Raw genomic sequence first — 25,389 nt, 5'->3', positions numbered from 1 at the left:
GCCCATGCGTAGCGTCCGTATCGGAGTGGACACCGGAGGCACGTTCACCGACGTCGTGGCGGTGGACGAGCAGACCGGTGAGATCCTCACCACGAAGACCCCCTCGACCCCGGCGAACCCGGCCGACGGCTTCATGGCCGGGCTCGGCAAGCTGGGTGAGCTGGAGGTCGCCTCGATCGTCCACGGCACCACGGTGGCCACCAACCGGCTGCTGGAGGACCGCATCGAGAGCCTCGGGTTCATCACGACCGAGGGCTTCGAGTTCATCCTGGAGATCGCCAGGCAGAGCGTGCCCGACGGTTACGGCAACTCCTACTTCTGGGTCAAGCCGCCCAGGATCGTGCCCGTGCACCTGGTCAAGACCGTCGGCGGGCGGCTCGGCCACCTGGGCGAGGAGGTGCGGCCGTTCTCGGAGGAGCAGGCCGTCGAGGTGGCCCGCTGGTTCCGCGCCAAGGGCATCACCGCGATCGGGGTCTGCTTCCTGCACTCCTACGCCAACCCCGAGCACGAGCGGCGGATGCGCGAGGTGCTGGCCCGCGAGCACCCCGAGGCGGTGGTCTCGCTCTCCAGCGACGTGCTGCGCGAATACCGCGAGTACGAGCGCTCGGTCACCACGCTCGTGGACGCGGCCGTCAAGCCGGCCATGCGCGGCTACCTCGCGAACCTGTCCGGCCGCCTCGGCAGGTCGTTCTCCGTGATGAAGTCGAACGGGGGCGTGCTGTCGGCCCGGGAGGTCGTCAACCAGCCCATCACCACGGTCCTTTCCGGCCCGGCGGCCGGCGCGCTGGGCGCGGCGCTGCTCGCCGGCACGGCGGGCCACACCTCGGTGATCACCCTTGACGGCGGCGGCACCTCGACCGACGTGGCGGTGGTGGTCGACGGCGAGCCGTCCATCACGACCGAGGGCACGATCGGGCGTTACCCCTGCAAGATCCCGATGATCGACATCGTCACCGTCGGCGCGGGCGGCGGCTCGATCGCCTGGATCTCGCCCGAGGGCACGCTGAAGGTCGGCCCCCGCTCGGCCGGCGCCGACCCCGGCCCTCTCTGCTACGGCAGGGGCGGCACCGAGGTGACGGTGACCGACGCGCACGTCTTCCTCGGCCGCATCCCGCCGCACCTGCTGGGCGGGGAGATCCCGCTCGACGTGGACGCCGCGCGCGGCGGCATCGAGGCGCTGGCCGACAAGCTGGGGCTCACGCCCGAGCGCACCGCGACCGGGATCCTGGAGATCAGCGCGTTCAACCAGAGCAACGCGATCCGCAGGCTCACCGTCAAGCGGGGGCTGGACGTGCGGGACTTCCCGCTGGTGACGTTCGGCGGGTCGGGGCCGCTGCTGGCGTGCCGGCTGATCGACATCCTCGGGCTCCCGTCGGTCGTCGTGCCCCGCGACCCGGGCAACGTCTCGGCGTTCGGGCTGCTCACGGTGGACGTCAAGAACGACTACGTCCGTACGTACGTCACCCGCGACCTCTCGCTCGGCAAGGCCGTCGAGATCTTCCACGACCTGGAGCATCAGGCCGCCGAGGCCCTCGACCGCGAGGGCTTCTCCGAGCCGGTCCACCAGCGCAGCGCCGACCTGCGCTACTTCGGCCAGGCGTACGAGGTGCGGGTGCCCGCCCCGGCCGGCGAGATCGACGAGTCCTGGCACGAAGAGGTCGTCTCCCGCTTCCACGAGGCCCACGAGAAGCTCTACGGCTACGCCTACCGCGACGACCCCCGCCACGGCGTCGAATGGGTCAACCTGCGCGTCTCCGGCATCGGGCCCATCACCCGCCCGGTCATCCCGCGCCTGGACAAGCCGGGCTCCGGGGCCACGTCGGTGCGTCCCGTGCACTTCGACGAGACCCGCGACACCCCGATCCACCAGCGCGCCGCGCTCGGTCCCGGCGCGACCGTCACGGGCCCGGCGGTGATCGAGGAGTACGGCTCCACGATCCCCGTCCACCCGGGCTTCACCGCCAAGGTCGACGAATACGGAAATGTGGAGATAAGTCGTGACTGATCCGATCCTGGTGGAGATCGTCGAGGGCACGCTCGCCTCCGTCGAGAAGGAGGTCGAGACCGCGATCGCGCGGACGGCCCGCTCGCCGATGATCCGCGACGCCCACGACTTCCGCGCCGGCATCCACGACGCCCGGCTGCGCAAGCTCACCGGCCGCTCCTACAGCGCGCTCGTCCAGCCCGTCGTCCGCGACTTCCCGATCGAGACGATGAAGCCCGGCGACGTCTACTTCCACAACGACGTCTACCTGTCGGAAGGCGGCATCGGCCACCTGCCCGACCTGTGCGTCACCGTGCCCGTCTTCCACGAGGGCGAGGTGGTCGCGTTCGTGCAGGCGTTCGGCCACCACGACGACATCGGCGGCGCGGTGCCCGGCTCCATGCCCTCCCACGCCCGCTCGGTGTACGAAGAGGGCCTCATGGTGCCGCCGATCAAGCTGCGCGACCAGGGCGTGCCCAACGAGGCCGCGCTGCGCATCATGACCCGCAACTCCCGCATGCCCGACTCGCTGGCCGGCGACCTCGACGCCGAGTGCTCGGCCTGCCTGATGGGCGCGCGCAGGCTCGGCGAGCTGTTCGAGCGCTACGGCCGGGAGGCCGTCGAGGAGTGCTTCGACGCGATCATCGGCAAGACCACCGAGACGTTCCGCAGGGAGCTGCTGGCGAAGATCCCCGAGGGCACGTACGTGTGGGAGGACTACGCCGAGCACGACGGCGTGGACGAGCCGCGCCTGCACGCCCAGCGCATCACGCTCACCGTGGACCACGCCGCAGAGTCACCGCTCACCATCGACTTCACCGGCACCTCGCCCCAGGCCAAGGGTCCCATCAACCACGCGGGCGACTACGCCGACGGCGTGTTCCTGAAGAAGTGGCTCGCGCCCGTGCTGCGCAACCTCGCCGACACCCCGGAGCGCATGGCAGAGCTGGAGGTCAACGAGGGCGTCGTGCCGCTGATCACGATGGTCTTCCCCGAGAAGGGCACGCTGCTCACGCCGATCTTCCCGGCCCCGACCAACGCCCGCACGTTCGTCATCCTGCGCCTGCTCGGTGTGCTGGCCGGCGTGCTGGCCAAGGCCACCGGCGGGCGCATGCCGGCCGACCAGGAGACCATCCGCTACACCGGCGTGCACGGCGTGGACGCCGACGGAGTCCCCTACCTGATGCGCGAGGTGCTCGGCGGCGGCTCCGGCGGGCGCTGGTACGCCGACGGCGAGGACACCATCCACGTGGTGCCCGACTCGCGCAACATCCCCGTCGAGTTCGCCGAGGCCCGCTGGCCGCTGCGGGTCGAACGGCTCGGGCTGGCCTGCGACTCCGGCGGGCCCGGCATGTTCAGGGGCGGGCTCGGCTACGACAAGCACATCAGGATGCTGCGCAACGCCTCGTACATGTCGATCGCCGACCGGTCGATCCTGTCCTGCTGGGGCGTCAACGGCGGCCTGGCCGGGCGGCCGTTCCGCGTCGAGATCGCGGGCCGCGAGATGGAGGGGCTGGTGGACGACCATCCCGTGCTCGCCGGTGAGCTGATCAGAATCCGCACCACCGGCGGCGGCGGATGGGGCTCCCCGTACGACAGGGACCCGCGGGCGGTGGCGGCCGACGTGCGCGACGGGAAGGTGTCGATCGCGGGCGCGCTCGGCGACTACGGCGTGGTGCTCGACGGCGACCGCATCGACGAGCAGGCCACGGCCGAGCTGCGCGCCCGCCTGCGTCCTCCGGCCGACCGCTTCTTCGACCGCGGGCCCGGCTACGCCAAGCTTTCCGGCGGCCGCAGCCACGCCGAGGTGGACGACCTCTGACGCCGCGCCCCGGCCGCTGACCCCGCCTCACGGCCGCTGCCCCCGTCACCCGGCCGCTGACCCCGCCTCACGGCCGCTGCCCCCGAGCCCCAGGGACCCGGCCTCTGGGGCCGGAGTCCCGGGCGGCGCCCACGGCCGGTCGCGGTGGCCGGGGCTCAGGAACTGGCGAAGTAGGTGGCGGCCATGTCCTCGTCGCCGTGGCCCTGCGCCTCGGCGCGGCGGAAGCGTTCGCCAGAGGCGGCCACCACGTCGAGCCGCACCCCGGCGGACTCGCCCGCCTCGACGATGAGGCGGGTGTCCTTCTCGGCGTTGCGCACCGAGAACGACGGCGTGAAGTCGCCCTCCAGGATGGCCTTCGACTTGGCCTGGAAATACGGGCTGTCCATCGGCCCGCCCGAGATCACCTGCCTGACCAGGCCGGGGTCCAGCCCGAGCCCCTTGGCCAGGGCGAGCGCCTCGGCCACGACGGCGGTCATGGAGATGCCGACGCTGACCGTGGCCATCTTCAGCCTGGTGCCCGCGCCGTCCGCGCCGTCGCCGGACAGCCAGAGCGTACGCTGCCCGACCGCGCAGAACACCGGCTCCAGGACCTGCCTGGCCGGCTCGGGACCGGCCGCGAGGATGACCAGCTTGCCCTGCTCGGCGGGCTGCTTGGTGCCCTGCACCGGCGCGTCCACGAACGTCAGCCCGTGCCGCCCGGCCAGCGCCGCCAGCCGCCCGACGGCCGCGACGCCGACCGTGCTTATTTGCGCCCACACCTGACCGGCCCGCAGCCCGGGCGCGGCGGCGGTGACGGCCTCGTGCACCGCGTCGCCGTCGCTGAGCATGGTCACGATCACGTCCGCGCCTTCGACCGCCTCCGCCGGTGAGCCTGCCACGGTGGCGCCGTCGGCCTCCAGCGGCCTGGCCTTGTCGAGCGTGCGGTTCCACACCGTGACCCGCAGGCCGGCCCTGACGAGGTTGCGGGCCATGGGCAGCCCCATGAGCCCCGTTCCGAGAACTGCGACAGAAACCATGAGATCACCATACGATCACCCCCGGAGCCGGCTCGTGTGAGGATGGCGGTATGCGACCGTCCGTCATCATGGCCGTGCGGCACGGCGAGAGCGAGGCCAATCTCGCCCATCGGCTCGCGGGCGACCGGCCGCTGGTCTACGAGCGCGGCGACGACGAGGTGACGGTGACCGAGCTGGGGCGGGCCCAGGCGGCGGCGTTCGGCCGGCTGCTGGCGGCGCTGCCTCAGGACGAGGCGCCCGAGCTGGTGTGCTGCTCGCCCTACCGGCGGGCACGCGACACGTGGCGGATCGCCCAGGAGACGTGGGGCGCGGAGCCGCCGCCCGTCATCGTGGACGACCGGCTGAGGGACCAGGAGCAGGGCGCGTTCGCCGGGCGCAACCTGGCCGCGCTGCGCGAGCGGTTCCCTGACGAGCTGGCGCGACGGGAGGCCGCCGGGGCCTACGCCTTCCGCCCGCCCGGCGGGGAGTCACTAGCCGACGTGACGGTCAGACTCCGCGCGTTCCTGGCCGATGACCTGGGCGGGCGCGCCGACGGGCGGCGGGTGCTGATCGTCGCGCACGACTCCGTGGTGCTGGGGCTGCGTCACGTGCTCGGCGGGCGGCCCGACACGGAGCTGTCGGCGGTGCTGGCGTGCGCGCCGGTGCTGAACGGGTCGGTGTCGGTGTGGCGGGCGGGCGAGCTGGTCCGCTTCAACGACGTCGCCCATCTCACGTCCTGACGACGAGGTCGGCGCGTTCCTTCGTACGGTCGGCCGCGAACCAGGCGCGCTCGGCCGCGAACCACTCGCGCCAGCGCGGCTCCAGCTCAGGCCCGTCGCGCTCCAGCACCCGCCGCAGCCGCTCGGCCTCGTCGGCCTCCACCCACACCGTGTACGCCAGCATCCCGGCCGCCGACGCCCGCGCCGTACCGACCCCTTCGATCACCAGCACCGGCGCGGGAGGCACCGGCACCTGCTCGGCATAGACCCCGCGCACCCAGTCGTACCTGCGGAAACCGCCCGGCAGGCCGCGCTGGAGCGGCCGCAGCACCTGCGACTCCAGCAGGTGGAACCAGCCGCCCGGCCCCTCCTCCCACGGCACGGGGAAGTCGTCGCTGCCGATCACCTGGCAGCCCAGCAGGGCGCCGAGCCGCCCCGCGTACGTCGTCTTGCCCGACCCGGCGGGCCCGTCGACGGCGACCAGCCGCACGGGGCCGCAGGACGGCGGCAGGGCGGCGATGCGGGCAGGCAGACCGATCATCGCACCCAGGGTAGAGGAAGGGGGGTGGACGCCTGCGAGAATGTTCATTCACCCCATAACGCGCATGGGAGGTTGGGATCGTGCTCGAACCCCTTGATGGCCCCCTTGATGGCATCGTCGTGCTCGATCTGTCCAGAGCGCTGGCGGGGCCGCACGCCGCCCAGCTGCTCGGCGACCTGGGCGCCCGGGTGATCAAGGTCGAGCATCCGGACGGCGGCGACGAGTCACGCGGGTGGGGCCCGCCCTTCGTCGGGCCGGATCACGACATATCCACGTACTTCCTGGCGGCCAACCGTAACAAGCAGTCCATCGCCGTCGACCTGAAGTCCGACGACGGCAGAAGGCTCATAGAGCGGCTCGTCCGCCACAGCGACGTCCTGGTCGAGAACTTCCGCACCGGCGTACTCGACCGCCTCGGCTTCCCCGTCGAGCGGCTGCACGAGCTCAACCCCCGCCTGGTCATCCTGTCGATCACCGGCTTCGGCCACGACGGCCCCGAGGGCGGCCGCCCTGGCTACGACCAGATCGCCCAGGGCGAGGCCGGCCTGATGTCGCTGACCGGCCCGTCGGCCGACGAGCCCTACCGCGTGGGCGCGTCCATCGCGGACCTGCTGGCCGGCATCCACGGCGCGTACGGCGTGGCCGCCGCACTCTACGAGCGCGAGCGGACCGGCGCGGGCAGGGTCGTGCGCACCTCGCTGCTCGCCGCCGTCACCGGCGTGCACTCCTACCACGGCACCGCCTGGACGGTCGGCGGAAAGGTGGCCGCCCCCACGGGCAACCACCACTCCTCGATCACCCCGTACGGCGCCTTCCGCTGCGCCGACGGCCTGCTGCAGATCGCCGCCGGCAACGAGGCCCACTGGCGCAAGGTCGCCGAGCTCCTCGGCATCGACGCCGGGCAGCCCCGCTACGCCACCAACCGCGACCGGTTCCTGCACCGCGACGAGCTGATCGCCGACATGGAGAAGGCGCTGGCCGCCCACGACCGCGCCCACTGGCTGGCCGAGCTGGGCGCGGCCGGCGTGCCCGCGGGCGCGATCAGGACGCTCGACGAGGTCTACACGTGGGAGCAGACCCGTTCGCAGGGCCTGGTCGTCCAGGTCGATCACCCGGTGCTCGGCCCCATCGAGCTGCCGGGACCGCCGCTGCGCTTCGACGGCGAGCCCCCGATGACGCACACCGCACCGCCCGCGCTCGGCCAGGACGGCCCCGCCGTGCTGGCCTGGCTGGAGGAGCGCGAACGATGAGCGGCGTTCTGCGGCACCGGCGGGGGCGCTCGTGCGTCACCATTGCATCGTTGGCCGACATCTAGGGAGCGATAGTGAGCCGACCGGACGCGCGCACGCTGATTGACACGGTCCTCGACCGGGGGTCGTGGAAGTCATGGGATGCGCCGCCCGCCGATCCGGCCGAGCCAGGCTCCTCCTACGCCGACGAGCTGGCCGCGGCCCGGGCCAAGTCCGGCTACGACGAGGCCGTGATCACCGGCGAAGGGCTGCTCGACGGCCGCAGGGTCGCGGTCGCGGCGTGCGAGTTCTCGTTCATGGCGGGGTCGATCGGGGTGGCCGCCGCCGAGCGTTTCGTGGCCGCCATCGAGCGGGCCACCCGCGAGCGGCTGCCGCTGCTGGCCGCGCCCGCCTCCGGCGGCACGCGCATGCAGGAGGGCGCGCTGGCGTTCGTCCAGATGGTGAAGATCACCGCGGCGATCCAGGCCCACCGCGCGGTCGGCCTGCCGTACGTCGTCTACCTGCGGCATCCGACGACCGGCGGGGTGTTCGCTTCGTGGGGGTCGCTCGGGCACGTCACGGCGGCCGAGCCGGGGGCGCTGATCGGGTTCCTCGGGCCGCGGGTGTTCGAGTCGCTGCACGGCTACCCCTTCCCCGAGGGGGTGCAGGTCGCCGAGAACCTCCACCGCAAGGGCCTGCTCGACGCCGTCGTCTCGGCGGAGGAGGCGCGGGAGGTGGCGATCAGGGCGCTGTCGGTGCTGGCCGACGACCGTACCGGCGTGGTCGCGGGTGAGCCGCCCGAGGAGGACCTGCGGCCCGTCGAGGCGTGGGAGGCCATCACCAGGTCACGGCGTGACGACCGTCCAGGCGTACGCGCGCTGCTCAAGCTCGCCGCCACCGACGTCACCCCGCTCAGCGGCACCGGCGAGGGCGAGAACGAGCCGGGGCTGCTGCTCGCGCTGGCCAGGTTCGGCACCGCGCCGGCCGTGGTGCTCGGCCAGGACCGCCGCTTCCAGCGCACCACCTCGCCGCTCGGCCCGGCCGGGCTGCGGGTGGCCAGGCGCGGCATGCGGCTGGCCGCCGAGCTGGGCCTGCCGCTCATCACCGTGATCGACACCGCGGGCGCCGACCTGTCGAAGGCGGCCGAGGAGGGCGGGCTGGCCGCCGAGATCGCGCGCTGCCTGGCCGAGCTGGTCATGCTCGACGCGCCCACGGTCTGCCTGCTGCTCGGCGAGGGCGCCGGCGGGGCCGCGCTGGCGCTGCTGCCCGCCGACCGGGTGCTGTGCGCGCAGCACGCGTGGTTGTCGCCGCTGCCGCCCGAGGGCGCCTCCGCCATCCTCTACCGCTCGGTCGACTTCGCCCCCGAGATCGCCCAGGCGCAGCGCATCCGCGCCACCGACCTGCGTGGCGACGGCATCGTGGACCGGGTCGTGCCCGAGCTGCCCGACGCCGCGTACGAGCCGCGCCAGTTCTGTGAGCGGGTGGGGCGGGCGCTGGAGTATGAGATCGCCGGCCTGCTGCGGCTGAGCCCGGAGGAGCGGCTGGCCGCCCGCCACACCCGCTACCGCAACCTCCGCTGACCCCTCGGGCGTCAGGGCACCGGGATGCGCTCGACGCGGATGGAGAAGACCTCCTCGCGCGGCACCACGACCTCGTAGGCGCCGTGATCGACCATCCAGTAGCCCAGCGCCTCGGCCTTCATCCCGCTGTGGCCGGTGTAGGCGATGTGCAGGCCGTCGTCGTCCTCGTCGAGCACGATGCACGGCTCGCCGCCGAACGCGCCGACGGTGCGGATCAGCACCAGCCACTCCACCTTCGAGCGCGGCACCACCCGCCGCCAGTAGCCGGACGCGGGCTCGAAGCCCTCCAGCTCGGTCTCGCTGAACAGCACCACCTGGTCGCTGTCGGGGCCGAGCGCGGCGGGCAGCGTGTGCTCGCCGTAGCGGGCCACGAAGCCCGAGGCGATGGGCGTGATCTCGTCGCTCATGCGGCGGGCCGCCAGGTCAGCCCGTCGTAGTCGGCGAAGGGCCGCTCGCCCTCGACGGTCACGTGGACGATCTGCGCCCCGGCCGGGATCGGCATCGGGACGGTGTGGAACTGGGGCACGACGTGCTCGGACGACGTGGTGAACCCGTTGCCCGCGAACGGTGGCGCGTCGCTCCAGTCGCCGCCCATGTGGGGCCCGTAGGGCACCGCGTAGGTGTCGACGTCGCGCGCGTGCCAGCGCATGACATAGAGCTCCGGCACCTCGGCGAACAGCTCCGAGCCGTCGAAGGACAGGTCGAGCCCGTAGAAGAGCGCCTCGGGAGTGGTCAGCCGGACGCAGTCCTGCACCCGGTAGACGTAGCCCGATATGACCGTGCGCTTGCCCGACAGGTATGGCACGAGCAGACGCGGCGGGACGACCTTCTGCATCTGCGTTCCGCTCACGGGTCTACTTTACGATCGCTTGACCCCCGGATGGACCACTCCCCGGTTACAGAACGCGATGTTCGAGGCAAGGGAGGGTGGCGCGGGCGGTCGCGGTCCACTCGTGGTCGATCTCGACCAGGCGGGTGCCAGGGCCGGTGCCGAGGTCGGCGCGCACCACGCCGAGCGGGTCGACCAGCATGCTGCGGCCCACGCCGTAGCCGTCGGACGACTCGGCCGGGTTGGGCGCCTGGCCGACGGCGGCGGTCCACATCGTGTTCTCCAGCGCGCGGGCCCTGACCAGGGTGATCCAGTGGTCTTCCTTGAGCGGCCCGGAACCCCAGGCGGCGATCACCGCGAACATCTCGGCGCCCTTGTCGACCAGCGCCCTGGCCAGCTCGGGGAAGCGTACGTCGTAGCAGGTGATGAGCCCCACCTTGAGCCCGGCCAGCTCGGCCACGACCGGCTCGGCGCCCGGCTCGACCAGATCGGACTCCTTCGCGCCGAACGAGTCGAACAGGTGGATCTTCCGGTACGCCGCCGTGATCGCGCCCTGCGCGTCGATGGCCACGGCCGTGTTGCGCACGCGGTCGCCGCCGGTCTCGAACGTGCCGGCGATCACCGCCAGCCCGTGGGCGCGCGCCGACTCGGCGAGGCCCGTCACGAAGGGACCGTCGAGCGGCTCGGCAAGACTCGTGATGCGGCGGCCGTAGCGGGTGAGCGTGGCCTCGGGGAAGATCGCCAGGTCGGCGCCTTCGGCGGCGGCCAGCGCCTCCCTGGCCCTCTTGAGATTGGCGGACGGGTCAGGGGAGACCGGGATCTGGCAGAGGGCGATGGTGGTCACGATTCGACTCTAGCCGGTTGGGCACGGGACGGAAGAAGGTCAGGCACCGCCAGACCCACTCCAGCGGGCCGTACCGGTATCGGCCCAGCCACCACCGGCTGACCAGCACCTGCACGACCAGCGTCACCGCCGTCAGCGCGAGCACCGACCACCGGGTCGGGTCGGCGTTCAGCAGCGGCAGGGCCAGCACGATCACGGCGGTGCCGGTGACGTAGTTGGTCAGCGCCATCTTCCCAAGCGGCTCCAGCACCGCCGACAGGCGCGGGCGCAGCACGAGCAGCAGGCCCAGCGAGTACGCCGCCGCCCCCGTCACCGCCGCCAGGTTGTAGACCAGCCCGTCGCCGGTCATCCGCCCGGCCGCCGTCAGCAGCGCCGTCGCCAGCGCCGCGACCGCGAACCCCGGCAGCAGCAGCTCGCGCGGCGGCCGCAACCGCCACACCGCCATGCCGAGCAGGAACAACCCGGGGATCAGCAGCACCCCGCCGCCCACCATCAGCCCCCAGACCGTGACGACCAGGCCGAGCAGCAGCACCGGCAGCCCGCCTGGCAGGAACGAGGCGGGCAGCAGCACCAGCGCCCCGAAGAAGGCGTAGTCGGTCAGCACCTCGCCCTCGTAGAAGGCGTGCTGCACCTTGCCGAGGCAGAACAGCCAGAACAACCGGCTGAGCAGCGCCCACCGGCTGTTGCCGCGCAGGAACAGCAGGAAGCTGATGCCGAACAGCATCGAGAAGATCGGGTAGAAGCGGCTCTGGAACAGCGTCTCGATCGTCCAGTCGAGCGGGACGCGCAGCTGCTTGTCGGTGTGCTGCCACGTGTTGACCAGCATGATGCCGCCCACCGCGAAGCCGCGTAGGGCGTCGAGCTCACGGATGCGTGTCACAGGAACCAGGTGAACCACCATATGAGGAATACGCCCGAGATGGCGGCCGCGGTCGTCTGCGGCCACTTGCGGTTGTGCAAAAGTGCCGCCACGGTGAGCGCGGCGGAGACGACCGCGAGCCACGCGTACCACTCGGTGATCGCGGGCACGCCGACGGTCAGCGCGCCGCCGTGCTCCTTGGCGAGCTCGTAGACGGACCGGCCGGTCAGCCCCGCGAACGCCACTCCCGCCAGGCCGCCGTACGCGGGCAGCGCCCGGCCCTTGAGCGCCGCCGTGACGAGCTGGATCAGGCAGGCCAGCGCGAAGATCCCGAACGGCGCGGCCAGCCAGGGGGTGCGCGCGATCGCGTACGGGGCCGCCGTCACGTGCAGCTCGACCGGCCGCGCTCCGGGGCAGGGACCGGCCGGCCTGAGGTCCGCGACGAACGCGGCGGCCGCGCGCCGGGCGCAGGCGTCCCCGGGGAAGGCGGCGGGCAGGACGTGGACGGGCGCCTGGGGCGCGGTGCTCGCCAGGGTGACGGGCTCGGGGGCCCTGGGCAGGTTCCAGGCGTCGCACACCGCCTGGTCGCCGCTGACCGTGAAGAGCGGCGACCCGGCCGGGGGAGGCGCGTCCTGGCAGCGTACGGCGTGGTACGGCCCCGACGCGCGCCCCGCCAGCTCCTCGCCCAGCCGCTCCACGAGCGGGCGCAGCAGCTCGTCGCGCCCCTCGGCCAGGGCGTTCACCAGCGCGGGCGTGCCCGCGTCGTGCGGCGCCGCGCCGAGCAGCGCGGTCAGGTCGTGGCCGCTCACCCGGGCCGCGAACTCCCTGCCGAGCAGCGGGTCGAGCGCCGTCACCCGGGCGGGCCGCGCGTTCAGCCGGGCGACCGCCCTCTCGTACGCGTCCCCCGGCCGGGCCGGCACGATCCCGGGCTCCTCCGGCGGGGGCTCCAGCACCACGGAGCGCGTCCCCGCGGGGTCGGCCGCGGCCACCGCCGCCATCACGCGCGCGGCGTGGCCGGCGCCGACGAGGTTCCATGCGTCGTACCCGAGCAGGCCGCGCAGCGCCACCACGTCGGCCACGATCTCGCCCGTCCGGTAGCCCCGCAGGTCCACGCCTTGGGCGGCGAGCCGGTCGCGGCAGCGTACGGCGGCGGCGCCCACGTCGGACGGCGGCACGCGCAACCGCCCGAGCAGTGCCTGCGCCGTCTCGGGGCAGCCCACGGCGGGCTGCGACGCCCCGCCGCCGCGCTGGTCGACCGCCACCACGTCACGCTCGGGGAACATCCCGGCCAGCTCTTCCATGAGCGGGATCGCCGACGTGCCGCCCATGAACACCACCGGGTCGGGCCGCCGGCCGGGGTCGAGCGAGTGGCGCACCGCGTACGCGACCTGGATCGTGCGGCCGGGGGAGTCTCTGCGCTCGGGCACCTCCAGGAAGCCGCAGACCGTGCCGGCGGGCACGGGGACCCGGCAGGGCCCAGGATCGGCCTGGTCCGGTGTCACGACGGGCGGCGCGGACAGGGCGAGGGCGAGCACGACCCGAATGAACACGGCACGAGACTAATAGTGTGGAGCCGTGACCGAACCACTTGTTGCCAGGATGCGCGCCTTCGGCACGACGATTTTCGCGGAGATGAGCGCGCTCGCCGTCCAGACCGGATCGATCAACCTCGGGCAGGGCTTCCCCGACACCGACGGCCCCGCGGCGATGCTCGACCGGGCGGTGCAGGCCATCGGGGCGGGCGCCAACCAATACCCGCCCGGCCCCGGCGTGCTGGAGCTGCGGCAGGCGGTCAGCGAGCACCGGGCGGCCCACTACGGGCTCGCGTACGACCCGGTCAGCGAGGTCCTGGTCACGGTGGGCGCCACGGAGGCGGTGGCGGCGAGCGTGCTCGCGCTCTGCGAGCCCGGCGACGAGGTGATCGCCTTCGAGCCCTACTACGACTCCTACGCCGCCTCGATCGCCCTGGCCCAGGCCAAGCTGGTGGCCGTCACCCTGCGCCCGTCCGAGGGCCGCTTCACCTTCGACCCCGACGAGCTGCGCGCCGCCGTCACGCCGCGCACCCGCGCGATCCTGGTCAACTCCCCGCACAACCCCACCGGCACCGTCTTCACCCGCGCCGAGCTGACCGCCATCGCCGAGCTGTGCCAGGAGCACGACCTCATCGCCGTCACCGACGAGGTCTACGAGCACCTCACGTTCGACGGGGTCGAGCACATCCCCATGGCGACGCTGCCCGGCATGCGCGAGCGCACGGTGATGATCTCCTCCGCGGGCAAGACGTTCTCGGTCACCGGCTGGAAGACCGGCTGGGTCTGCGCGCCGCCCGCCCTGGTCACGGCGGTCTCCACGGTCAAGCAGTTCCTCACGTTCACGGCGAGCGCCCCGTGGCAGCTCGCGGTCGCCTACGGGCTGCGGCACGAGATGGACTGGGTCTCGGCGCTCGCCTCCGGCCTCCAGGACAAGCGCGACCGGCTCATGGAGGGGCTGTCGGCGGCCGGGTTCTCCGTGCTGCGGCCGGCCGGCACCTACTTCGTCCAGACCGACATCAGGCCGCTGGGCTTCACCGACGGGCTCGAGCTGACCCGGCGCCTGCCCGAGCTGGCCGGCGTGGTCGCCATCCCCACCCAGGTCTTCTACGACCACCCCGAGCGCGGCCGCCACTTCGTGCGCTTCGCCTTCTGCAAGAAGGAAGAGGTGATCGACGAGGCGGTGGCCAGGCTCAAGCGGCTGTCCGCCTGAGCGGGTCACCACTCCCGGTAGAGCACCAGGTGCTCGTGGTAGAGCACGCCGTCGCGCACGTCGCCCGTCGCGGTGAAGCCCAGGTCGTCGAAATAGTCGATGTGGTCGCCCGTGACGGTGTACCTGCCGGTGTAGGCCTTGGGGCGGCCGTCGCGCTCCTCCTCGTACCGGCCGTCGGCCCGCAGCTCCTGGCGGATCCGCCCGTCGGCGGTCACCCACATGCCGACGTGCGGGTGCGGCGCCGTCGCGTTCGTCTTTCCGCGCGCCTCCGCGTCGGCGCAGGCCGCCATCGCGGTCATGACGCCCAGCGTGAGCAGCACTCTGCCGATCATGTACGTACTCCCTCGATCAGCGGAGACGGACCTCCCGCCCCCTGATCAGGGAGTCTGCCGGGGCGCGGCGGGCCGCACGAGAGGCGGGATCTTCCTGGGAGCGCCACACCCAGGCTCCGCTAGGGGCGGGGCGACGGCTCGCCGTCCAGCGGGGTCAGCGCCGCCGTGGCCTCCTCGTGCTCCATGCCCGTGGCCTGCAGCAGGTCCACCACCACCGAGCGCAGCTGGGCGATGATGACGTGCGCGGAGAAGCCCAGGCCGCGCGGGCGCTCCCTGGCGGCCACCGCGAGCAGCGCCTGGCGGGCCAGCGTCGGGTCCCGCCCCGCGCCCAGCTCCAGCTGCAGCAGCAGCGCCGCCTCCGACACCTCGCGCATCGCCTCGGCCAGCGCCGCAGGGGGCGGGCTCGCCTCGCCGAGCGACGCCAGCGTGCGCCTGACCAGCACCCGGACGTTGCGCAGCGCGAGGTCGACCGGCACGGCGGCGGTCTCGTAGCGGGCCAGGCGGGCGCGGCGGTGCCAGTGCAGCGGGGAGATCATGGTGATCTCCTTGCTGGTCTCCAGCGCGGCCCCGAACTCCTCCACCGCGGCCTGCGTCTCACGCGCCTCCTCCAGCGCCTCGGCCGCCAGCTCCACGTCACGCTTCTCGATGGCCTCCGCGGCCCGCTCCATCACCGTGGACAGCGCGTCGAGCACCCCCGACAGGTGTTTCGCCGCGATCGAGAACGGGCTCGCGGGCAGCAACGCCACCGCCACGACGCCCACGATGCCGCCGGTGAGCGCGTCGGCCATCCGGTCGAGCCCGCCCACGTCCTCGCCCGGCACCAGCGTGGCCACCAGCACCGCCGACGAGCCCGCCTGCGCGACGAACAGCGCCCCGCTGTTCAGCAGCACCGCCACGGTCATCGCCAGCGCCACGACGAGCGCGAGCTGCCAGGCGCCCGAGCCGATCCAGGACACCAGCAGGTCGCCCACGCCGACGCCGACGCTGACCCCGACGACCAGCTCGACCAGCCGGCGCAGGCGCTGGCCGAGACCGACGCCGACACAGATCAGCACGGAGATGGGGGCGAAGAACGGGCGGGGGTGGCCGAGCAGCTCCATGGCGATGATCCAGGCGAGGGCCGAGCCGACCGCGCACTGCGCGATGGAGGGGGCTGTGAGGCCGAACGTGCCCAGCCGTTCCTTGACGAGATCGCTGAGCCGGGTGCGCACCCATCCTAGGATGGCGGATCTTTATGACGGTAAGGTCACGTTTGCCCCATGAAGCCCGCTTTTACCGAGGGTCTTCGTCGAGGAACGCGTCCACCACCCGCAGGAACTCCTGGCGCGCCGTCACGTGGATCAGGTGCCCCGCCTCGACCGTCACCAGCCGCGCTCCGGGGATGCGTCGCGCGATGTCCGCCGCGTCCAGCGGGCTGGCCGTCCCGCCCGACAGCACCAGCGACGGCCTCACGATCGCCGCGAGCCCCGCCACCCAGGCCGGGTCGGGGTCGATGAGCTGGGCTTCCGTCTGGTGCATCATCCGCCAGTCGAAGCTCGCGGGGCCGTCCTCCACGATCGGCGGCCGCCCGGTGATCGCGTACGCCTGCGGCGGGTCCTCCAGCACCAGCCGCGACACCAGGTCCGGCCGCGCGATCGTCACCCGCGTCGCCACCAGCGCGCCCAGCGAGTGCCCGACCAGCTCCACGGGCCCGGTCCTCAGGTGGTCGAGCAGCGCGGCGACGTCGTCGGCCATCTCGTGCAGGGCGTACGCGCCGGGATGCGCGCTTTCGCCGTGCCCCCGCAGATCCGGCACGAGGACGTGGCGGCCCCTCCTGGCGAAGTGCTGGGTGATGCCGTTCCAGTCGTTGTGGTCGGCGGTGCGGCCGTGCAGCAGCACGAGCGGCCGGTCATCAGGGCCGCCCTCCTCCCGGTAGCGGAGCCTGATGCCGTTGACGTGCGCGTCCCGAATCACATCCCGGACCCTACCGCCGCCACACGTTGACATCACCGCCGGTCTACGTGGGCAGACATTGACCATGAACCCCGCTGGCCGGCTCGGTAGCGTCAGCGGAAACCGGGCAGAGGAGGGCAACGCATGCCGGACCCGATCGAAGTGCGTAAGGTGCCGATCGAGAGCGTCACCGACGCCTCCGGCCTGTCACGTCTCATCGCCGACGGGGTGATCGAGGCCGAACGGGTGCTGGCCGTCATCGGCAAGACCGAGGGCAACGGCGGCGTCAACGACTACACCCGCATCCTCGCCGACCGCGCCTTCCGCGAGGTGCTCGCCGAGAACGGGCATCCGTCGCCGGAGAGCGTGCCGCTCGTGTGGTCCGGCGGCACCGACGGCATCCTCAGCCCCCACGCCACCATCTTCGCCACCACGGCCGACGCGCCGCCGTCCGACGAGCCGCGGCTGTCGGTCGGCGTCGCGATGAGCGAGGTCATCCTGCCCGAGGACATCGGGCGGCCGGCCATGGTGGAGAAGGTCGCGGCCGGCGTACGCGAGGCCATGAAGATCGCCGGCATCGACGACCCGCGCGACGTGCACTACGTCCAGACCAAGACGCCGCTCCTCACGCTCGCGACCATCACCGACGCCAAGAGCCGCGGCCAGGACACCGCCATCGAGGAGACCGGGCCCTCGATGGACCTGTCCAACTCCACCACCGCGCTCGGCATCGCGGTCGCGCTCGGCGAGATCGAGATGCCGAGCGCCGACCAGATCCACAAGGACCTGTCCCTGTACTCGTCGGTCGCCTCCTGCTCGTCCGGCGTCGAGCTGGACCGGGCCCAGATCGTGCTGGTCGGCAACGTACGCGGGATCGGCGGGCGCTACCGCATCGGCCACAGCGTCATGAAGGACGCGCTCGACGCCGACGGCATCTGGGAGGCCATCGAAGACGCCGGCATCCCGCTCCCCGACCGCCCCCACCCGTCGGACCTCGGGGGACGATTGGTCAACGTCTTCATGAAATGCGAGGCCGACCCATCGGGCCGCGTCCGCGGCCGCCGCAACATCATGCTGGACGACTCCGACGTCCACTGGCACCGCCAGATCAAGGCCGCAGTGGGCGGCGTGGCCGCCTCGGTGACGGGCGACCCGGCCGTCTTCGTCTCGGTGGCGGCCGTCCACCAGGGCCCGTCGGGCGGCGGCCCCGTCGCAGCCATCGCCGACCTCGGTTAGCGCCTCGGACCGGTCTCCGGGCCCCGCCACGTGCTTCGGCGCGGCCGTATCTCCGGATGGCCCGGTGCGTCCGGACGGGCCCGGTGCAGTCGTCGGACGGGGTGAGGCGGGTGGCGGATAGGCTCGGGCGTTGTGCCGAACATCCCGCAGCCACTCGACCCGCAAGACGACGGCTCCGCCGCACCCGCCGTGGCCGCGGCCCTGGCCGCCTACGAGGCGGGCACGGCAGGCCCCGCCGAGGTGCTCAACGCGCTCGGCGCGGCACGCCTGCTGGTGCCCGTGGTCGCCCTGCTGACCGAGACCGAGGTCGGCGCCCACGGGCTGCGGCAGGAGAAGGAGAGCGAGATGGCGCTGCCCAAGCTCGTCGGCCAGGACGGCAGGCAGGCGGTGCTCGCGTTCACCGGCGCGGAGTCGCTGGCGAGGTGGCGCCCCGACGCCCGCCCGATCCAGGCCACCACGCTCCAGGTGTGCAGGGCAGCCGTCCAGGAGCGGGCGGCGGCGGTCGTGGTGGACGTGGCGGGCCCGGTGCAGTTCGTGATCGAGGGCGACGTGCTGGGCGCCCTGGCCGCCGTCGAATCCGGCACAGTGGACCGACTGACCGGCGTAACCGTCGCCAAGGTGACCCCCGCCCAGCCCAAGCCCAAACGCCGCTGGTTCTCCAGAAGGCCCAGCTGACCACCCCAAGCAGCACCGCACATGCGCGGTCCCCCCGCTCGCGCATGAACGTCGTTCGCTCGCGCGCATGATCCCGCGTGTGCGGGGTGCCGCGCCCGCGCGGCGGCGTCATGCCGGTTGTGCGTATCGGCCCTCCTGGCGCGGAGGAGCGGGTTAGGTTCTGCGGCATGTTCGGGATCATGGCGGTGGTGGGGCTGGTCTGCGGGGCTCGGATCAGAGCGCTCGCGGGGTCCTACGACGACGGGCCGACGTGGGAGCCGGCCCCGGGGGCGGTGGAGCTGACCTGTGCCGCCGTGGTGGCCGTGATCGCGTGGCGGGCGGGGCCGGCGTACGCGTGTTTCGCCGTCATCGGCACCGCGCTGGCGGTGATCGACTGGCGGACCAGCACGTTGCCCGACGCCATTACGCTGCCCGCGTACCCGGTCATGGCGCTCGCGCTCCTGCCCACCGGCGAGCTGACGGGCGCACTGGCGGGAGGGGCGGCGCTCATCGCGGTCTACGGCGTGTTGTGGCTGGTCAGGCCGGATGCGATGGGGTTCGGGGACGTGAAGCTGGCCGGGCTCATCGGCATGGCGTGCGGCACGTTGGGCTGGGAGGCGGTCGCCGCCGCCGCGCTCGCCGGGCAGGTGCTCGGCGCCCTGTACGCCCTCGTCCTGCTGCTGACCGGGCGCGGCACGAGGCACACCCAGTTCCCGTTCGGCCCCTTCATGCTGCTCGGCGCGTTCACGACACTCTGTCTCGCTGGGTGAGCGGAGGGACATCCCACTCGGCGGCACGTGGAAGACTTGTACGCATGTTGCGCTGGTTGACCGCCGGAGAGTCCCACGGGCCCGAACTCGTCGCCATCCTCGAGGGCCTGCCGGCCGGGGTCGAGGTGACCACGGCCGCCATCGACGAGGCCCTGCGCCGCCGCAGGCTCGGTTATGGCCGCGGCGCGCGGATGAAGTTCGAGCAGGACCAGGTGACGATCGTCGGCGGCGTACGCCACGGGCGCACCATGGGCAGCCCGGTCGCCATCCGTGTCGGCAACACCGAGTGGCCGAAGTGGGAGAAGGTCATGGCGGCCGACCCGGTCGACCCGGCCGAGCTCGAGGGCCTCGCGCGCAACGCGCCGAGGTCCCGCCCGCGCCCCGGCCACGCCGACCTGGCCGGCATGCAGAAATACGGCTTCGACGACGCCCGCAACGTCCTCGACAGGGCCAGCGCCCGCGAGACCGCGGCCCGCGTCGCGCTGGGCGAGGTCGCGCGGCGCTTCCTCAAGCAGGCGCTCGGCGTCGACATCGTCAGCCACGTCACCGAGATCGGCGGCGCCCGCACCCCGGCCGAGACGCTGCCCGGCCCGGGCGAGCTCAGCAGGATCGACGACGACCCGGTCCGGTGCGCCGACCCCGAGGGCAGCGCCGCGATGGTCGCCGTCATCGACAAGGCGCACAAAGAGGGCGACACGCTCGGCGGCGTCGTCGAGGTCCTCGCCTACGGCCTGCCGCCCGGTCTCGGCAGCTACACCCACTGGGACCGCAGGCTCGACTCCCGCCTGGCGGGCGCGCTCATGGGCATCCAGGCGATCAAGGGCGTCGCGGTCGGCGACGGTTTCGAGACCGCCCGCAGGCCGGGCTCCCGCGCCCACGACGAGATCGAATACACCACAGCAGACGGCGTGCGCCGCATCACCAACCGGGCGGGCGGCGTCGAGGGCGGCATGACCAACGGCGAGATCCTGCGGGTCAGCGCCGCCATGAAACCCATCTCCACGGTGCCGCGGGCGCTGGCCACGATCGACGTCAAGACCGGCGAGGCGGCCAAGGCCCACCACGAGCGCTCCGACGTGTGCGCCGTGCCCGCGGCCGGCATCGTGGCCGAGGCGATGGTCGCGCTGGTGCTGGCCGACGCGGCGATCGAGAAGTTCGGCGGCGACTCCGTCGAGGAAGTCGCCCGCAACCTGTCCGGCTACCTCTCTTCCATGGTGATCAAATGACAGCCAAGGCCGTGCTCATCGGGCCGCCCGGATCCGGCAAGACCACGCTCGGGCGGCTGCTCGCCGAGCGGCTCGGCGTCGGGTTCCGCGACACCGACTCCGACGTCGAGGCGGTGGCGGGCAAGCCCGTCTCCGACATCTTCGTCGAGGACGGCGAGGAGCGCTTCCGCGAGCTCGAACACGAGGCCGTGCGCCGCGCGCTCGCCGAGCACGACGGCGTCCTGTCGCTCGGCGGCGGCGCCGTGCTGCACGAGGAGACGCAGGCCCTGCTCGACGGCCAGCCCGTCGTCTACCTCCAGGTCGGGCTGGCCGACGCGGTCCAGCGGGTCGGCCTGGCCAGCGCCCGCCCGCTGCTGGTGCTCAACCCGCGCAGCCGCCTCAAGGCGCTGATGGAGGAGCGGCGGCCCATCTACGAGCGGCTGGCCGTGATGACCGTGGTGACCGACAAGCGCGAGCCGGAAGAGCTGGCCGACGAGATCGTGAAGGGGCTGCCCGGGTGAGCGCCACCAGGATCCACGTACGCGGCGACAGCCCCTATGACGTCATGGTCGGCACCGGCGTGCTGGCCGAGCTGGCCACGCTGCTCAAGCCCGGCGTGCGCACGGTCGCGGTCATCGCCCCCGAGACGCTGCCCGAGATCACCAGGCCCGTCCGCGAGGCGCTGGCCGGGGCCGGCTACGACGTGGCCGAGCTGACCGTGCCCGACGGCGAGCAGTGCAAGACCGTCGAGGTGGCCGCGCGGCTCTGGTCCGAGCTGGGCCGCCACGGCGTGACCCGCTCCGACGCCGTGGTGGGCGTCGGCGGCGGCGCGACCACCGACCTCGCCGGGTTCGTGGCGGCCACGTGGCTGCGCGGCGTCCAGGTCGTGCTCGTGCCCACCACGCTGCTCGCCATGGTCGACGCCGCCGTCGGCGGCAAGAACGGCATCGACACCGCCGAGGGGAAGAACCTCGTCGGCACCTTCCTGCCGCCCGCCGGCGTGCTGTGCGAGCTGTCCACGCTGGCCGGGCTGCCCAAGGCGGACTATGTCGCGGGCCTCGCCGAGATCATCAAGGGCGGCTTCATCGCCGACCCCGAGATCCTGCGGCTGGTCGAGTCCGACCCCGAGGCCGCCACCCGTCCCGACGGCCCCCACACCCGTGAGCTGATCGAGCGCAAGATCCGGGTCAAGGCCGACGTCGTGGGTGCCGACCTGCGCGAGGCCGGCCTGCGCGAGATCCTCAACTACGGCCACACGCTCGCCCACGCCATCGAGCGCGACGAGCACTACACGATCCGCCACGGCGAGGCGGTCGCCGTCGGCATGGTCTACGCCGCCGAGCTGTCCAGGCTGTCCGGCCGCGCCGACGTCGTCGCCCGCACCCGCGCCATCCTCACCTCCGTGGGCCTGCCGACCACCCACCGTGCCGAGGCCTGGCCGCGGCTGCGCGACCACATGCGGCTCGACAAGAAGAACCGCGGCGCCAAGCAGCGGTTCGTCGTGCTCGACGACCTCGCCAGGCCGGGCCGCCTCGAAGATCCGGCGGAAGAGCTGCTCGAAGCCGCCTACAAGGAGATCTCCGCATGATCCTCGTCCTCAACGGCCCCAACCTGGGCCGGCTCGGCGTGCGCGAGCCCGACGTCTACGGCGCCGACACCCTGGACGACCTCGCCGCCCTCTGCCGCGACACCGGCCGCAAGCTCGGCCATCACGTCGAGGTGCGCCAGACCGACGACGAGGCCGAGATGATCGGCTGGATCCACGAGGCGTGCGACGGCCGCATCCCCGTCGTGCTCAACCCCGCCGCCTTCACCCATTACTCCTACGCGCTCAAGGACGCCATCGCCCAGCGCACCGCCCCGCTCGTCGAGGTCCACATCTCCAATCCCGCGGCGAGGGAAGAGTTTCGCCATACCTCCGTCGTGGCCGGGGTGGCGACGGGCACGATCGCCGGCTTCGGACTACAGTCATACGTCCTTGCGCTGCACGCTATCGCGGAGATGATCACCACCTCATGAGGCACTACAAGTCCTTCGTCGCGCTCGGCGACAGCTTCACAGAAGGACTGAACGATCCCGGTCCGGACGGGCACTACCGTGGCTGGGCCGACCGGGTGGCCGAGCGGCTCGCCGCCGACGACCCCTCCTTCCGCTACGCCAACCTGGCCGTGCGCGGCAAGCTGCTCGACCAGGTCGTGGCCGAGCAGGTGCCGCTGGCCGTCGAGATGGCGCCCGACCTGGTCAGCTTCTGCGCCGGGGGCAACGACCTGCTCAGGCCCGGCAGCGATCCCGACGTGATGGCGAAGACGCTCGCGCGGGCCGTACGCGACCTGCGCTCCGGCGGAGCCGACGTGCTGCTGTTCACCGGGGTCGATCCGCGTGACACGCCCATCATGCGGCGGATGCGCGGCAAGTTCGCCATCTACTACCTGCACCTGCGCTCCATCGCCGACCTCTACGGCTGCCGGCTCGTCGACCAGTGGTCGATGCAGGGGCTGCGCGACTGGCGGGCCTGGAGCGCCGACCGGCTGCACATGAACGAGGACGGTCACCGGCTGGTGGCCGCCCGGGTGCTCGACGTGCTGGGCGTGCCGTTCGAGGACTGGCGCAAGGAGTGGCCGGCCCGCACCGTCGACCCCCGCACCCGGCGTCGCGAGGACGCCCAGTGGATGCGGGAGCACCTGGTGCCGTGGGTCTCCCGCCGCCTGCGCGGCGTCTCTTCGGGCGACGGCCTCACCGCCAAACGCCCCGACCTCGCCCCCTGGGCCTGACCCAACTCCCGACCCAGGCTCCCGCGGCCACCGCGGGGGCCGTCTCCATGCGTCCCTGTCGCCGTTTCAGGCGCCGCACGCCCCGTGCTGCGGCGGTGTCCGCCGTCGGGGCCACCGCCGTGCCGGGCGTCTCCGGGGTCAGGTGGTGGTGAGGCGCTTCAGGGCGGCGCGGGGGACGGCCGGGTCGGTGGTGCGCCAGAACGGCGGCAGCGAGCCCAGCAGGAAGCCGCTGTAGCGGGCCGTCATCAGGCGGGGGTCGAGGACCGCGATGACGCCCTTGTCGTCCTGCGAGCGCAGCAGCCGGCCGACGCCCTGGGCCAGCAGCAGGGCGGCGTGGTTGGCGGCGACGGCCATGAAGCCGTTGCCGCCCCTGGCCGCCACGTGGCGCTGGCGGGCGGAGGTCAGCGGGTCGTCGGGCCGGGGGAACGGGACGCGGTCGATGATGACCAGCCGCAGCGACGGCCCCGGCACGTCGACCCCCTGCCACAGCGACAACGTGCCGAACAGGCAGGTCGGCTCGTCCTCGGCGAACTGCTTGACCAGCAGCATCGTCGAGTCGTCGCCCTGGCACAGCAGCGGCACGTCGAGCCGGTCGCGCAGCGCCTCGGTCGCCGCCTTGGCCGCCCGCATCGAGGAGAACAAGCCCAGCGTGCGCCCACCGGCCGCCTCGATCAGCTCGGCGATCTCGTCGAGGTATTGCTGCGGCAGCCCGTCGCGGCCGGGCTGGGGGAGGTGCTTGGCGACGTAGAGGATGCCGGAGCGGGGGTGGTCGAAGGGGGAGCCGACGTCGATGCCCTGCCAGTCCTTGCCCGCCTCGCCGAGCCCCCACTGCGCGGCCAGCGCGTCGAACGTGCCGCCGAGCGCCAGCGTGGCCGAGGTGAGCACGACCGTGCGCTCGCCGAACAGCTTGTCGCGCAGCATGCCGCTGACGCTGAGCGGCGCCACCCGCAGCGCGGGCGGGCGGCGGTCGGTGCCGCCGTCGAGCCAGACCACCTCGGCCCTGTCGGCCTCGGAGGCGTGGCCGTAGGCGTCGAGCATGCGTACGGCGGTGTCGTGCACCTCGTCGAGCGCCGTGAACGCGGCCTTGCGCTGGCCCGCCTTGTCGGGGTCGTCCTTGTCGGCGTTGCGCGGCCCCAGGGCGGTGACGCAGCGCCAGGCGGAGTCGCGGATGAGCTGCAGGGTCAGCCCGAGCACCTGGGGCAGCTCGTCGATGCGGCCGGGCGGAGCGGCGGCCAGCAGCGCCTTGAGGTCTTCGCCCGCCTCCATGAGCTGGTCGGCGATGGGCTGGTCGATGAGGCGGCCGACCCGGCGTACGGCGAGCATGACGGATGCCTCCGACAGCTCGGACGTCACCACGGACGTCACCCTGTCGACCAGCTCGTGCGCCTCGTCGACCACGACGACCTGGTGCTCGGGCAGCACCGGCAGCTCGCCCATGGCGTCGATGGCGAGCAAGGCGTGGTTGGTCACCACGACGTCGACCTCGCCGGCGCGGGCCCTGGCCAGCTCGGCGAAGCACTCGGCGCCGCTCGGGCAGCGGCTCGCGCCCAGGCACTCCTGCGCGCTGACCGAGAACTGCCGCCACGCCTGCTCGCTGACGCCCGGCACCAGCTCGTCGCGGTCGCCGGTCTCCGTCTCCTCGGCCCACTCCTGGATGCGCTGCACCATGCGCCCCGTCGCGCTCACCTCGCGCGGGTCGAACAGCTGGTCCTGCTCGTCGTCCTCGGGCCAGCCCGCGCTCGCCTTGTAGCGGCACAGGTAGTTGCGGCGGCCCTTGAGGATCGCGTACGTGGGCTCGTGGGGCAGCTCCTTGCCCAGCGCCTCGGACAGGCGGGGAAGGTCGCGGTCGACGAGCTGGCGCTGCAGCGCGATGGTGGCCGTGGAGATCACGACGGGCGCGTCGCTGTCCATCGCGTGGCGGATCGACGGCACCAGATAGGCCAGCGACTTCCCCGTGCCGGTGCCCGCCTGGACGGCCAGGTGCTCTTCCGCGTCGATGGCGTGTTGCACGGCCCGCACCATGGTGATCTGGCCCTGGCGTTCGCTCCCTCCGAGAGCGTTTACCGCGATGCTGAGCAGTTCGTCCACTGGCGGGAGATGGGAGTCGGGCACGGCAGTAAACGCTACCCGCATTCCGGGGTCGCCGCGCCGAACGCGGTGTGATCGGCCAGACGCATCCCGGCGTTCCAGGAAACTCCCGGCGGGTTGCGTGGCACACTGGGCGATCGGAACGCCGACTGGCAGGTGGGGGACGTCACCGGATGTGACCAGAGGGGTTCCGGGAGTAGATGGGAAGGCCGGTTAAGTAGGGTTTTCCGGGGTTGAGTGGACGAATAAAGGCTGGT

Annotated in this window: 25 protein-coding genes; 14 read left to right on the top strand and 11 right to left on the bottom strand. The window is 72.8% G+C overall.

The features are described 5' to 3' along the window. The first annotated feature begins 4 nt into the window (after nucleotides 1–4). Nucleotides 5–2,005, top strand: a complete 2,001-nt coding sequence (locus AB0K12_RS07740; protein ID WP_364556550.1) for a hydantoinase/oxoprolinase family protein — start codon at nucleotides 5–7, stop codon at nucleotides 2,003–2,005. Then, nucleotides 1,998–3,806: a hydantoinase B/oxoprolinase family protein gene (locus AB0K12_RS07735; RefSeq protein ID WP_345387152.1), complete on the top strand. Its 1,809-nt coding sequence runs from the start codon at nucleotides 1,998–2,000 to the stop codon at nucleotides 3,804–3,806. Before AB0K12_RS07740 ends, AB0K12_RS07735 begins: the two co-directional genes overlap by 8 nt. Before the next feature lie 155 nt (nucleotides 3,807–3,961). On the opposite strand, the gene AB0K12_RS07730 is transcribed toward AB0K12_RS07735, so the two are convergent. Continuing rightward, nucleotides 3,962–4,822, bottom strand: coding sequence for an NAD(P)-dependent oxidoreductase (locus tag AB0K12_RS07730; protein ID WP_364556548.1), 861 nt, complete (start codon nucleotides 4,820–4,822; stop codon nucleotides 3,962–3,964). 50 nt (nucleotides 4,823–4,872) lie between these two features. Here AB0K12_RS07730 and AB0K12_RS07725 point away from each other — a divergent pair, with 50 nt between their 5' ends. Beyond that, entirely contained in the window at nucleotides 4,873–5,541 is a 669-nt protein-coding gene (locus tag AB0K12_RS07725; RefSeq protein ID WP_364556547.1) for a histidine phosphatase family protein, read from the top strand. Here AB0K12_RS07725 and AB0K12_RS07720 read toward each other — a convergent pair. Further along, nucleotides 5,531–6,061 (bottom strand): hypothetical protein, encoded by a 531-nt coding sequence (locus tag AB0K12_RS07720; protein WP_364556545.1) that lies wholly within the window; start codon nucleotides 6,059–6,061, stop codon nucleotides 5,531–5,533. The genes AB0K12_RS07725 and AB0K12_RS07720 overlap by 11 nt on opposite strands. 80 nt (nucleotides 6,062–6,141) lie before the next feature. Between AB0K12_RS07720 and AB0K12_RS07715 the strand changes: the two genes are divergently transcribed. Beyond that, the gene (locus AB0K12_RS07715; protein ID WP_364556543.1) at nucleotides 6,142–7,311 is read left to right on the top strand and encodes a CoA transferase; all 1,170 of its coding nucleotides are present in this window, start codon (nucleotides 6,142–6,144) and stop codon (nucleotides 7,309–7,311) included. 74 nt (nucleotides 7,312–7,385) lie between these two features. Next, nucleotides 7,386–8,870 carry a carboxyl transferase domain-containing protein gene (locus AB0K12_RS07710; protein WP_364556541.1) on the top strand — a complete coding sequence of 495 codons (1,485 nt, stop codon included), beginning with the start codon at nucleotides 7,386–7,388 and terminating at the stop codon, nucleotides 8,868–8,870. A gap of 11 nt (nucleotides 8,871–8,881) precedes the next feature. Here the strand turns inward: AB0K12_RS07710 and AB0K12_RS07705 are convergent, their stop codons facing one another. The 5 genes from AB0K12_RS07705 to AB0K12_RS07685 are packed head-to-tail and all read right to left on the bottom strand — an operon-like array spanning nucleotide 8,882 to nucleotide 12,952. After that, nucleotides 8,882–9,277, bottom strand: a complete 396-nt coding sequence (locus tag AB0K12_RS07705) for a hypothetical protein (RefSeq protein ID WP_364556540.1) — start codon at nucleotides 9,275–9,277, stop codon at nucleotides 8,882–8,884. Then, the gene (locus AB0K12_RS07700; RefSeq protein WP_364556538.1) at nucleotides 9,274–9,720 is read right to left on the bottom strand and encodes a hypothetical protein; all 447 of its coding nucleotides are present in this window, start codon (nucleotides 9,718–9,720) and stop codon (nucleotides 9,274–9,276) included. Before AB0K12_RS07700 ends, AB0K12_RS07705 begins: the two co-directional genes overlap by 4 nt. 46 nt (nucleotides 9,721–9,766) lie before the next feature. Further along, complete coding sequence (locus AB0K12_RS07695; RefSeq protein WP_364556537.1) at nucleotides 9,767–10,543, bottom strand: carbon-nitrogen hydrolase family protein; 777 nt, start codon at nucleotides 10,541–10,543, stop codon at nucleotides 9,767–9,769. Further along, the gene (locus AB0K12_RS07690) at nucleotides 10,503–11,423 is read right to left on the bottom strand and encodes a DUF418 domain-containing protein (RefSeq protein WP_364556536.1); all 921 of its coding nucleotides are present in this window, start codon (nucleotides 11,421–11,423) and stop codon (nucleotides 10,503–10,505) included. The genes AB0K12_RS07695 and AB0K12_RS07690 overlap by 41 nt, the downstream gene beginning before the upstream one ends. Then, complete coding sequence (locus AB0K12_RS07685; RefSeq protein ID WP_364556534.1) at nucleotides 11,420–12,952, bottom strand: hypothetical protein; 1,533 nt, start codon at nucleotides 12,950–12,952, stop codon at nucleotides 11,420–11,422. Before AB0K12_RS07685 ends, AB0K12_RS07690 begins: the two co-directional genes overlap by 4 nt. 25 nt (nucleotides 12,953–12,977) lie before the next feature. On the opposite strand from AB0K12_RS07685, the gene AB0K12_RS07680 reads away from it, so the two are divergent. Then, nucleotides 12,978–14,144: a pyridoxal phosphate-dependent aminotransferase gene (locus AB0K12_RS07680; protein WP_364556533.1), complete on the top strand. Its 1,167-nt coding sequence runs from the start codon at nucleotides 12,978–12,980 to the stop codon at nucleotides 14,142–14,144. 5 nt (nucleotides 14,145–14,149) lie between these two features. Here AB0K12_RS07680 and AB0K12_RS07675 read toward each other — a convergent pair whose 3' ends face one another. From AB0K12_RS07675 to AB0K12_RS07665, 3 genes are all read right to left on the bottom strand, one after another. Beyond that, nucleotides 14,150–14,476: an Atu4866 domain-containing protein gene (locus tag AB0K12_RS07675; protein WP_364556532.1), complete on the bottom strand. Its 327-nt coding sequence runs from the start codon at nucleotides 14,474–14,476 to the stop codon at nucleotides 14,150–14,152. Between the two features lie 119 nt (nucleotides 14,477–14,595). After that, a complete protein-coding gene (locus AB0K12_RS07670) occupies nucleotides 14,596–15,687 on the bottom strand; it encodes an FUSC family protein (protein WP_364556531.1) in 1,092 nt (363 codons plus the stop codon). A gap of 61 nt (nucleotides 15,688–15,748) precedes the next feature. Beyond that, the gene (locus AB0K12_RS07665) at nucleotides 15,749–16,429 is read right to left on the bottom strand and encodes an alpha/beta fold hydrolase (protein WP_364556529.1); all 681 of its coding nucleotides are present in this window, start codon (nucleotides 16,427–16,429) and stop codon (nucleotides 15,749–15,751) included. A 123-nt stretch (nucleotides 16,430–16,552) separates the two neighbouring features. On the opposite strand from AB0K12_RS07665, the gene AB0K12_RS07660 reads away from it, so the two are divergent. The 8 genes from AB0K12_RS07660 to AB0K12_RS07625 all read left to right on the top strand — a co-directional run bounded on the left by AB0K12_RS07660 (nucleotide 16,553) and on the right by AB0K12_RS07625 (nucleotide 23,044). After that, nucleotides 16,553–17,644: a ring-opening amidohydrolase gene (locus tag AB0K12_RS07660; RefSeq protein ID WP_364556527.1), complete on the top strand. Its 1,092-nt coding sequence runs from the start codon at nucleotides 16,553–16,555 to the stop codon at nucleotides 17,642–17,644. Between the two features lie 132 nt (nucleotides 17,645–17,776). After that, entirely contained in the window at nucleotides 17,777–18,319 is a 543-nt protein-coding gene (locus tag AB0K12_RS07655; RefSeq protein ID WP_364556525.1) for an SseB family protein, read from the top strand. Nucleotides 18,320–18,486: 167 nt separating this feature from the next. Beyond that, on the top strand, nucleotides 18,487–19,068 hold the full coding sequence (locus AB0K12_RS07650) for an A24 family peptidase (RefSeq protein WP_364556524.1): 582 nt from the start codon (nucleotides 18,487–18,489) through the stop codon (nucleotides 19,066–19,068). A 44-nt stretch (nucleotides 19,069–19,112) separates the two neighbouring features. Then, nucleotides 19,113–20,294 (top strand): chorismate synthase, encoded by a 1,182-nt coding sequence (aroC, locus tag AB0K12_RS07645; protein ID WP_364556522.1) that lies wholly within the window; start codon nucleotides 19,113–19,115, stop codon nucleotides 20,292–20,294. Then, nucleotides 20,291–20,794 (top strand): shikimate kinase, encoded by a 504-nt coding sequence (locus tag AB0K12_RS07640; RefSeq protein WP_355423968.1) that lies wholly within the window; start codon nucleotides 20,291–20,293, stop codon nucleotides 20,792–20,794. The genes aroC and AB0K12_RS07640 overlap by 4 nt, the downstream gene beginning before the upstream one ends. Next, on the top strand, nucleotides 20,791–21,861 hold the full coding sequence (aroB, locus tag AB0K12_RS07635; protein WP_364556519.1) for a 3-dehydroquinate synthase: 1,071 nt from the start codon (nucleotides 20,791–20,793) through the stop codon (nucleotides 21,859–21,861). Before AB0K12_RS07640 ends, aroB begins: the two co-directional genes overlap by 4 nt. After that, complete coding sequence (aroQ, locus tag AB0K12_RS07630) at nucleotides 21,858–22,292, top strand: type II 3-dehydroquinate dehydratase (RefSeq protein ID WP_345387107.1); 435 nt, start codon at nucleotides 21,858–21,860, stop codon at nucleotides 22,290–22,292. Before aroB ends, aroQ begins: the two co-directional genes overlap by 4 nt. After that, nucleotides 22,289–23,044, top strand: coding sequence for an SGNH/GDSL hydrolase family protein (locus AB0K12_RS07625; RefSeq protein WP_364556517.1), 756 nt, complete (start codon nucleotides 22,289–22,291; stop codon nucleotides 23,042–23,044). Before aroQ ends, AB0K12_RS07625 begins: the two co-directional genes overlap by 4 nt. Nucleotides 23,045–23,182: 138 nt before the next feature. Here AB0K12_RS07625 and AB0K12_RS07620 read toward each other — a convergent pair whose 3' ends face one another. After that, nucleotides 23,183–25,177: an ATP-dependent DNA helicase gene (locus AB0K12_RS07620; RefSeq protein ID WP_364556515.1), complete on the bottom strand. Its 1,995-nt coding sequence runs from the start codon at nucleotides 25,175–25,177 to the stop codon at nucleotides 23,183–23,185. Nucleotides 25,178–25,389: the final 212 nt, after the last annotated feature.

The sequence above is a fragment of the Nonomuraea sp. NPDC049419 genome (assembly GCF_040676995.1).
GTDB lineage: Bacteria > Actinomycetota > Actinomycetes > Streptosporangiales > Streptosporangiaceae > Nonomuraea > Nonomuraea salmonea.
The sequence above is the reverse complement of the archived record's forward strand: the minus strand, read 5'-3'. Positions and strand labels throughout refer to the sequence as shown.

Bases quoted from the DNA above. Each gene is read 5' to 3' on its own strand.
- AB0K12_RS07740 (WP_364556550.1), top strand. From the start codon at position 5: ATGCGTAGCGTCCGTATCGGAGTGGACACCGGAGGCACGTTCACCGAC.
- AB0K12_RS07730 (WP_364556548.1), bottom strand. From the start codon at position 4,822: ATGGTTTCTGTCGCAGTTCTCGGAACGGGGCTCATGGGGCTGCCCATG.
- AB0K12_RS07725 (WP_364556547.1), top strand. From the start codon at position 4,873: ATGCGACCGTCCGTCATCATGGCCGTGCGGCACGGCGAGAGCGAGGCC.
- AB0K12_RS07720 (WP_364556545.1), bottom strand. From the start codon at position 6,061: ATGATCGGTCTGCCTGCCCGCATCGCCGCCCTGCCGCCGTCCTGCGGC.
- AB0K12_RS07705 (WP_364556540.1), bottom strand. From the start codon at position 9,277: ATGAGCGACGAGATCACGCCCATCGCCTCGGGCTTCGTGGCCCGCTAC.
- AB0K12_RS07675 (WP_364556532.1), bottom strand. From the start codon at position 14,476: ATGATCGGCAGAGTGCTGCTCACGCTGGGCGTCATGACCGCGATGGCG.
- AB0K12_RS07660 (WP_364556527.1), top strand. From the start codon at position 16,553: ATGCCGGACCCGATCGAAGTGCGTAAGGTGCCGATCGAGAGCGTCACC.
- AB0K12_RS07650 (WP_364556524.1), top strand. From the start codon at position 18,487: ATGTTCGGGATCATGGCGGTGGTGGGGCTGGTCTGCGGGGCTCGGATC.
- aroC (WP_364556522.1), top strand. From the start codon at position 19,113: ATGTTGCGCTGGTTGACCGCCGGAGAGTCCCACGGGCCCGAACTCGTC.
- AB0K12_RS07640 (WP_355423968.1), top strand. From the start codon at position 20,291: ATGACAGCCAAGGCCGTGCTCATCGGGCCGCCCGGATCCGGCAAGACC.
- aroQ (WP_345387107.1), top strand. From the start codon at position 21,858: ATGATCCTCGTCCTCAACGGCCCCAACCTGGGCCGGCTCGGCGTGCGC.
- AB0K12_RS07625 (WP_364556517.1), top strand. From the start codon at position 22,289: ATGAGGCACTACAAGTCCTTCGTCGCGCTCGGCGACAGCTTCACAGAA.
- AB0K12_RS07620 (WP_364556515.1), bottom strand. From the start codon at position 25,177: ATGCGGGTAGCGTTTACTGCCGTGCCCGACTCCCATCTCCCGCCAGTG.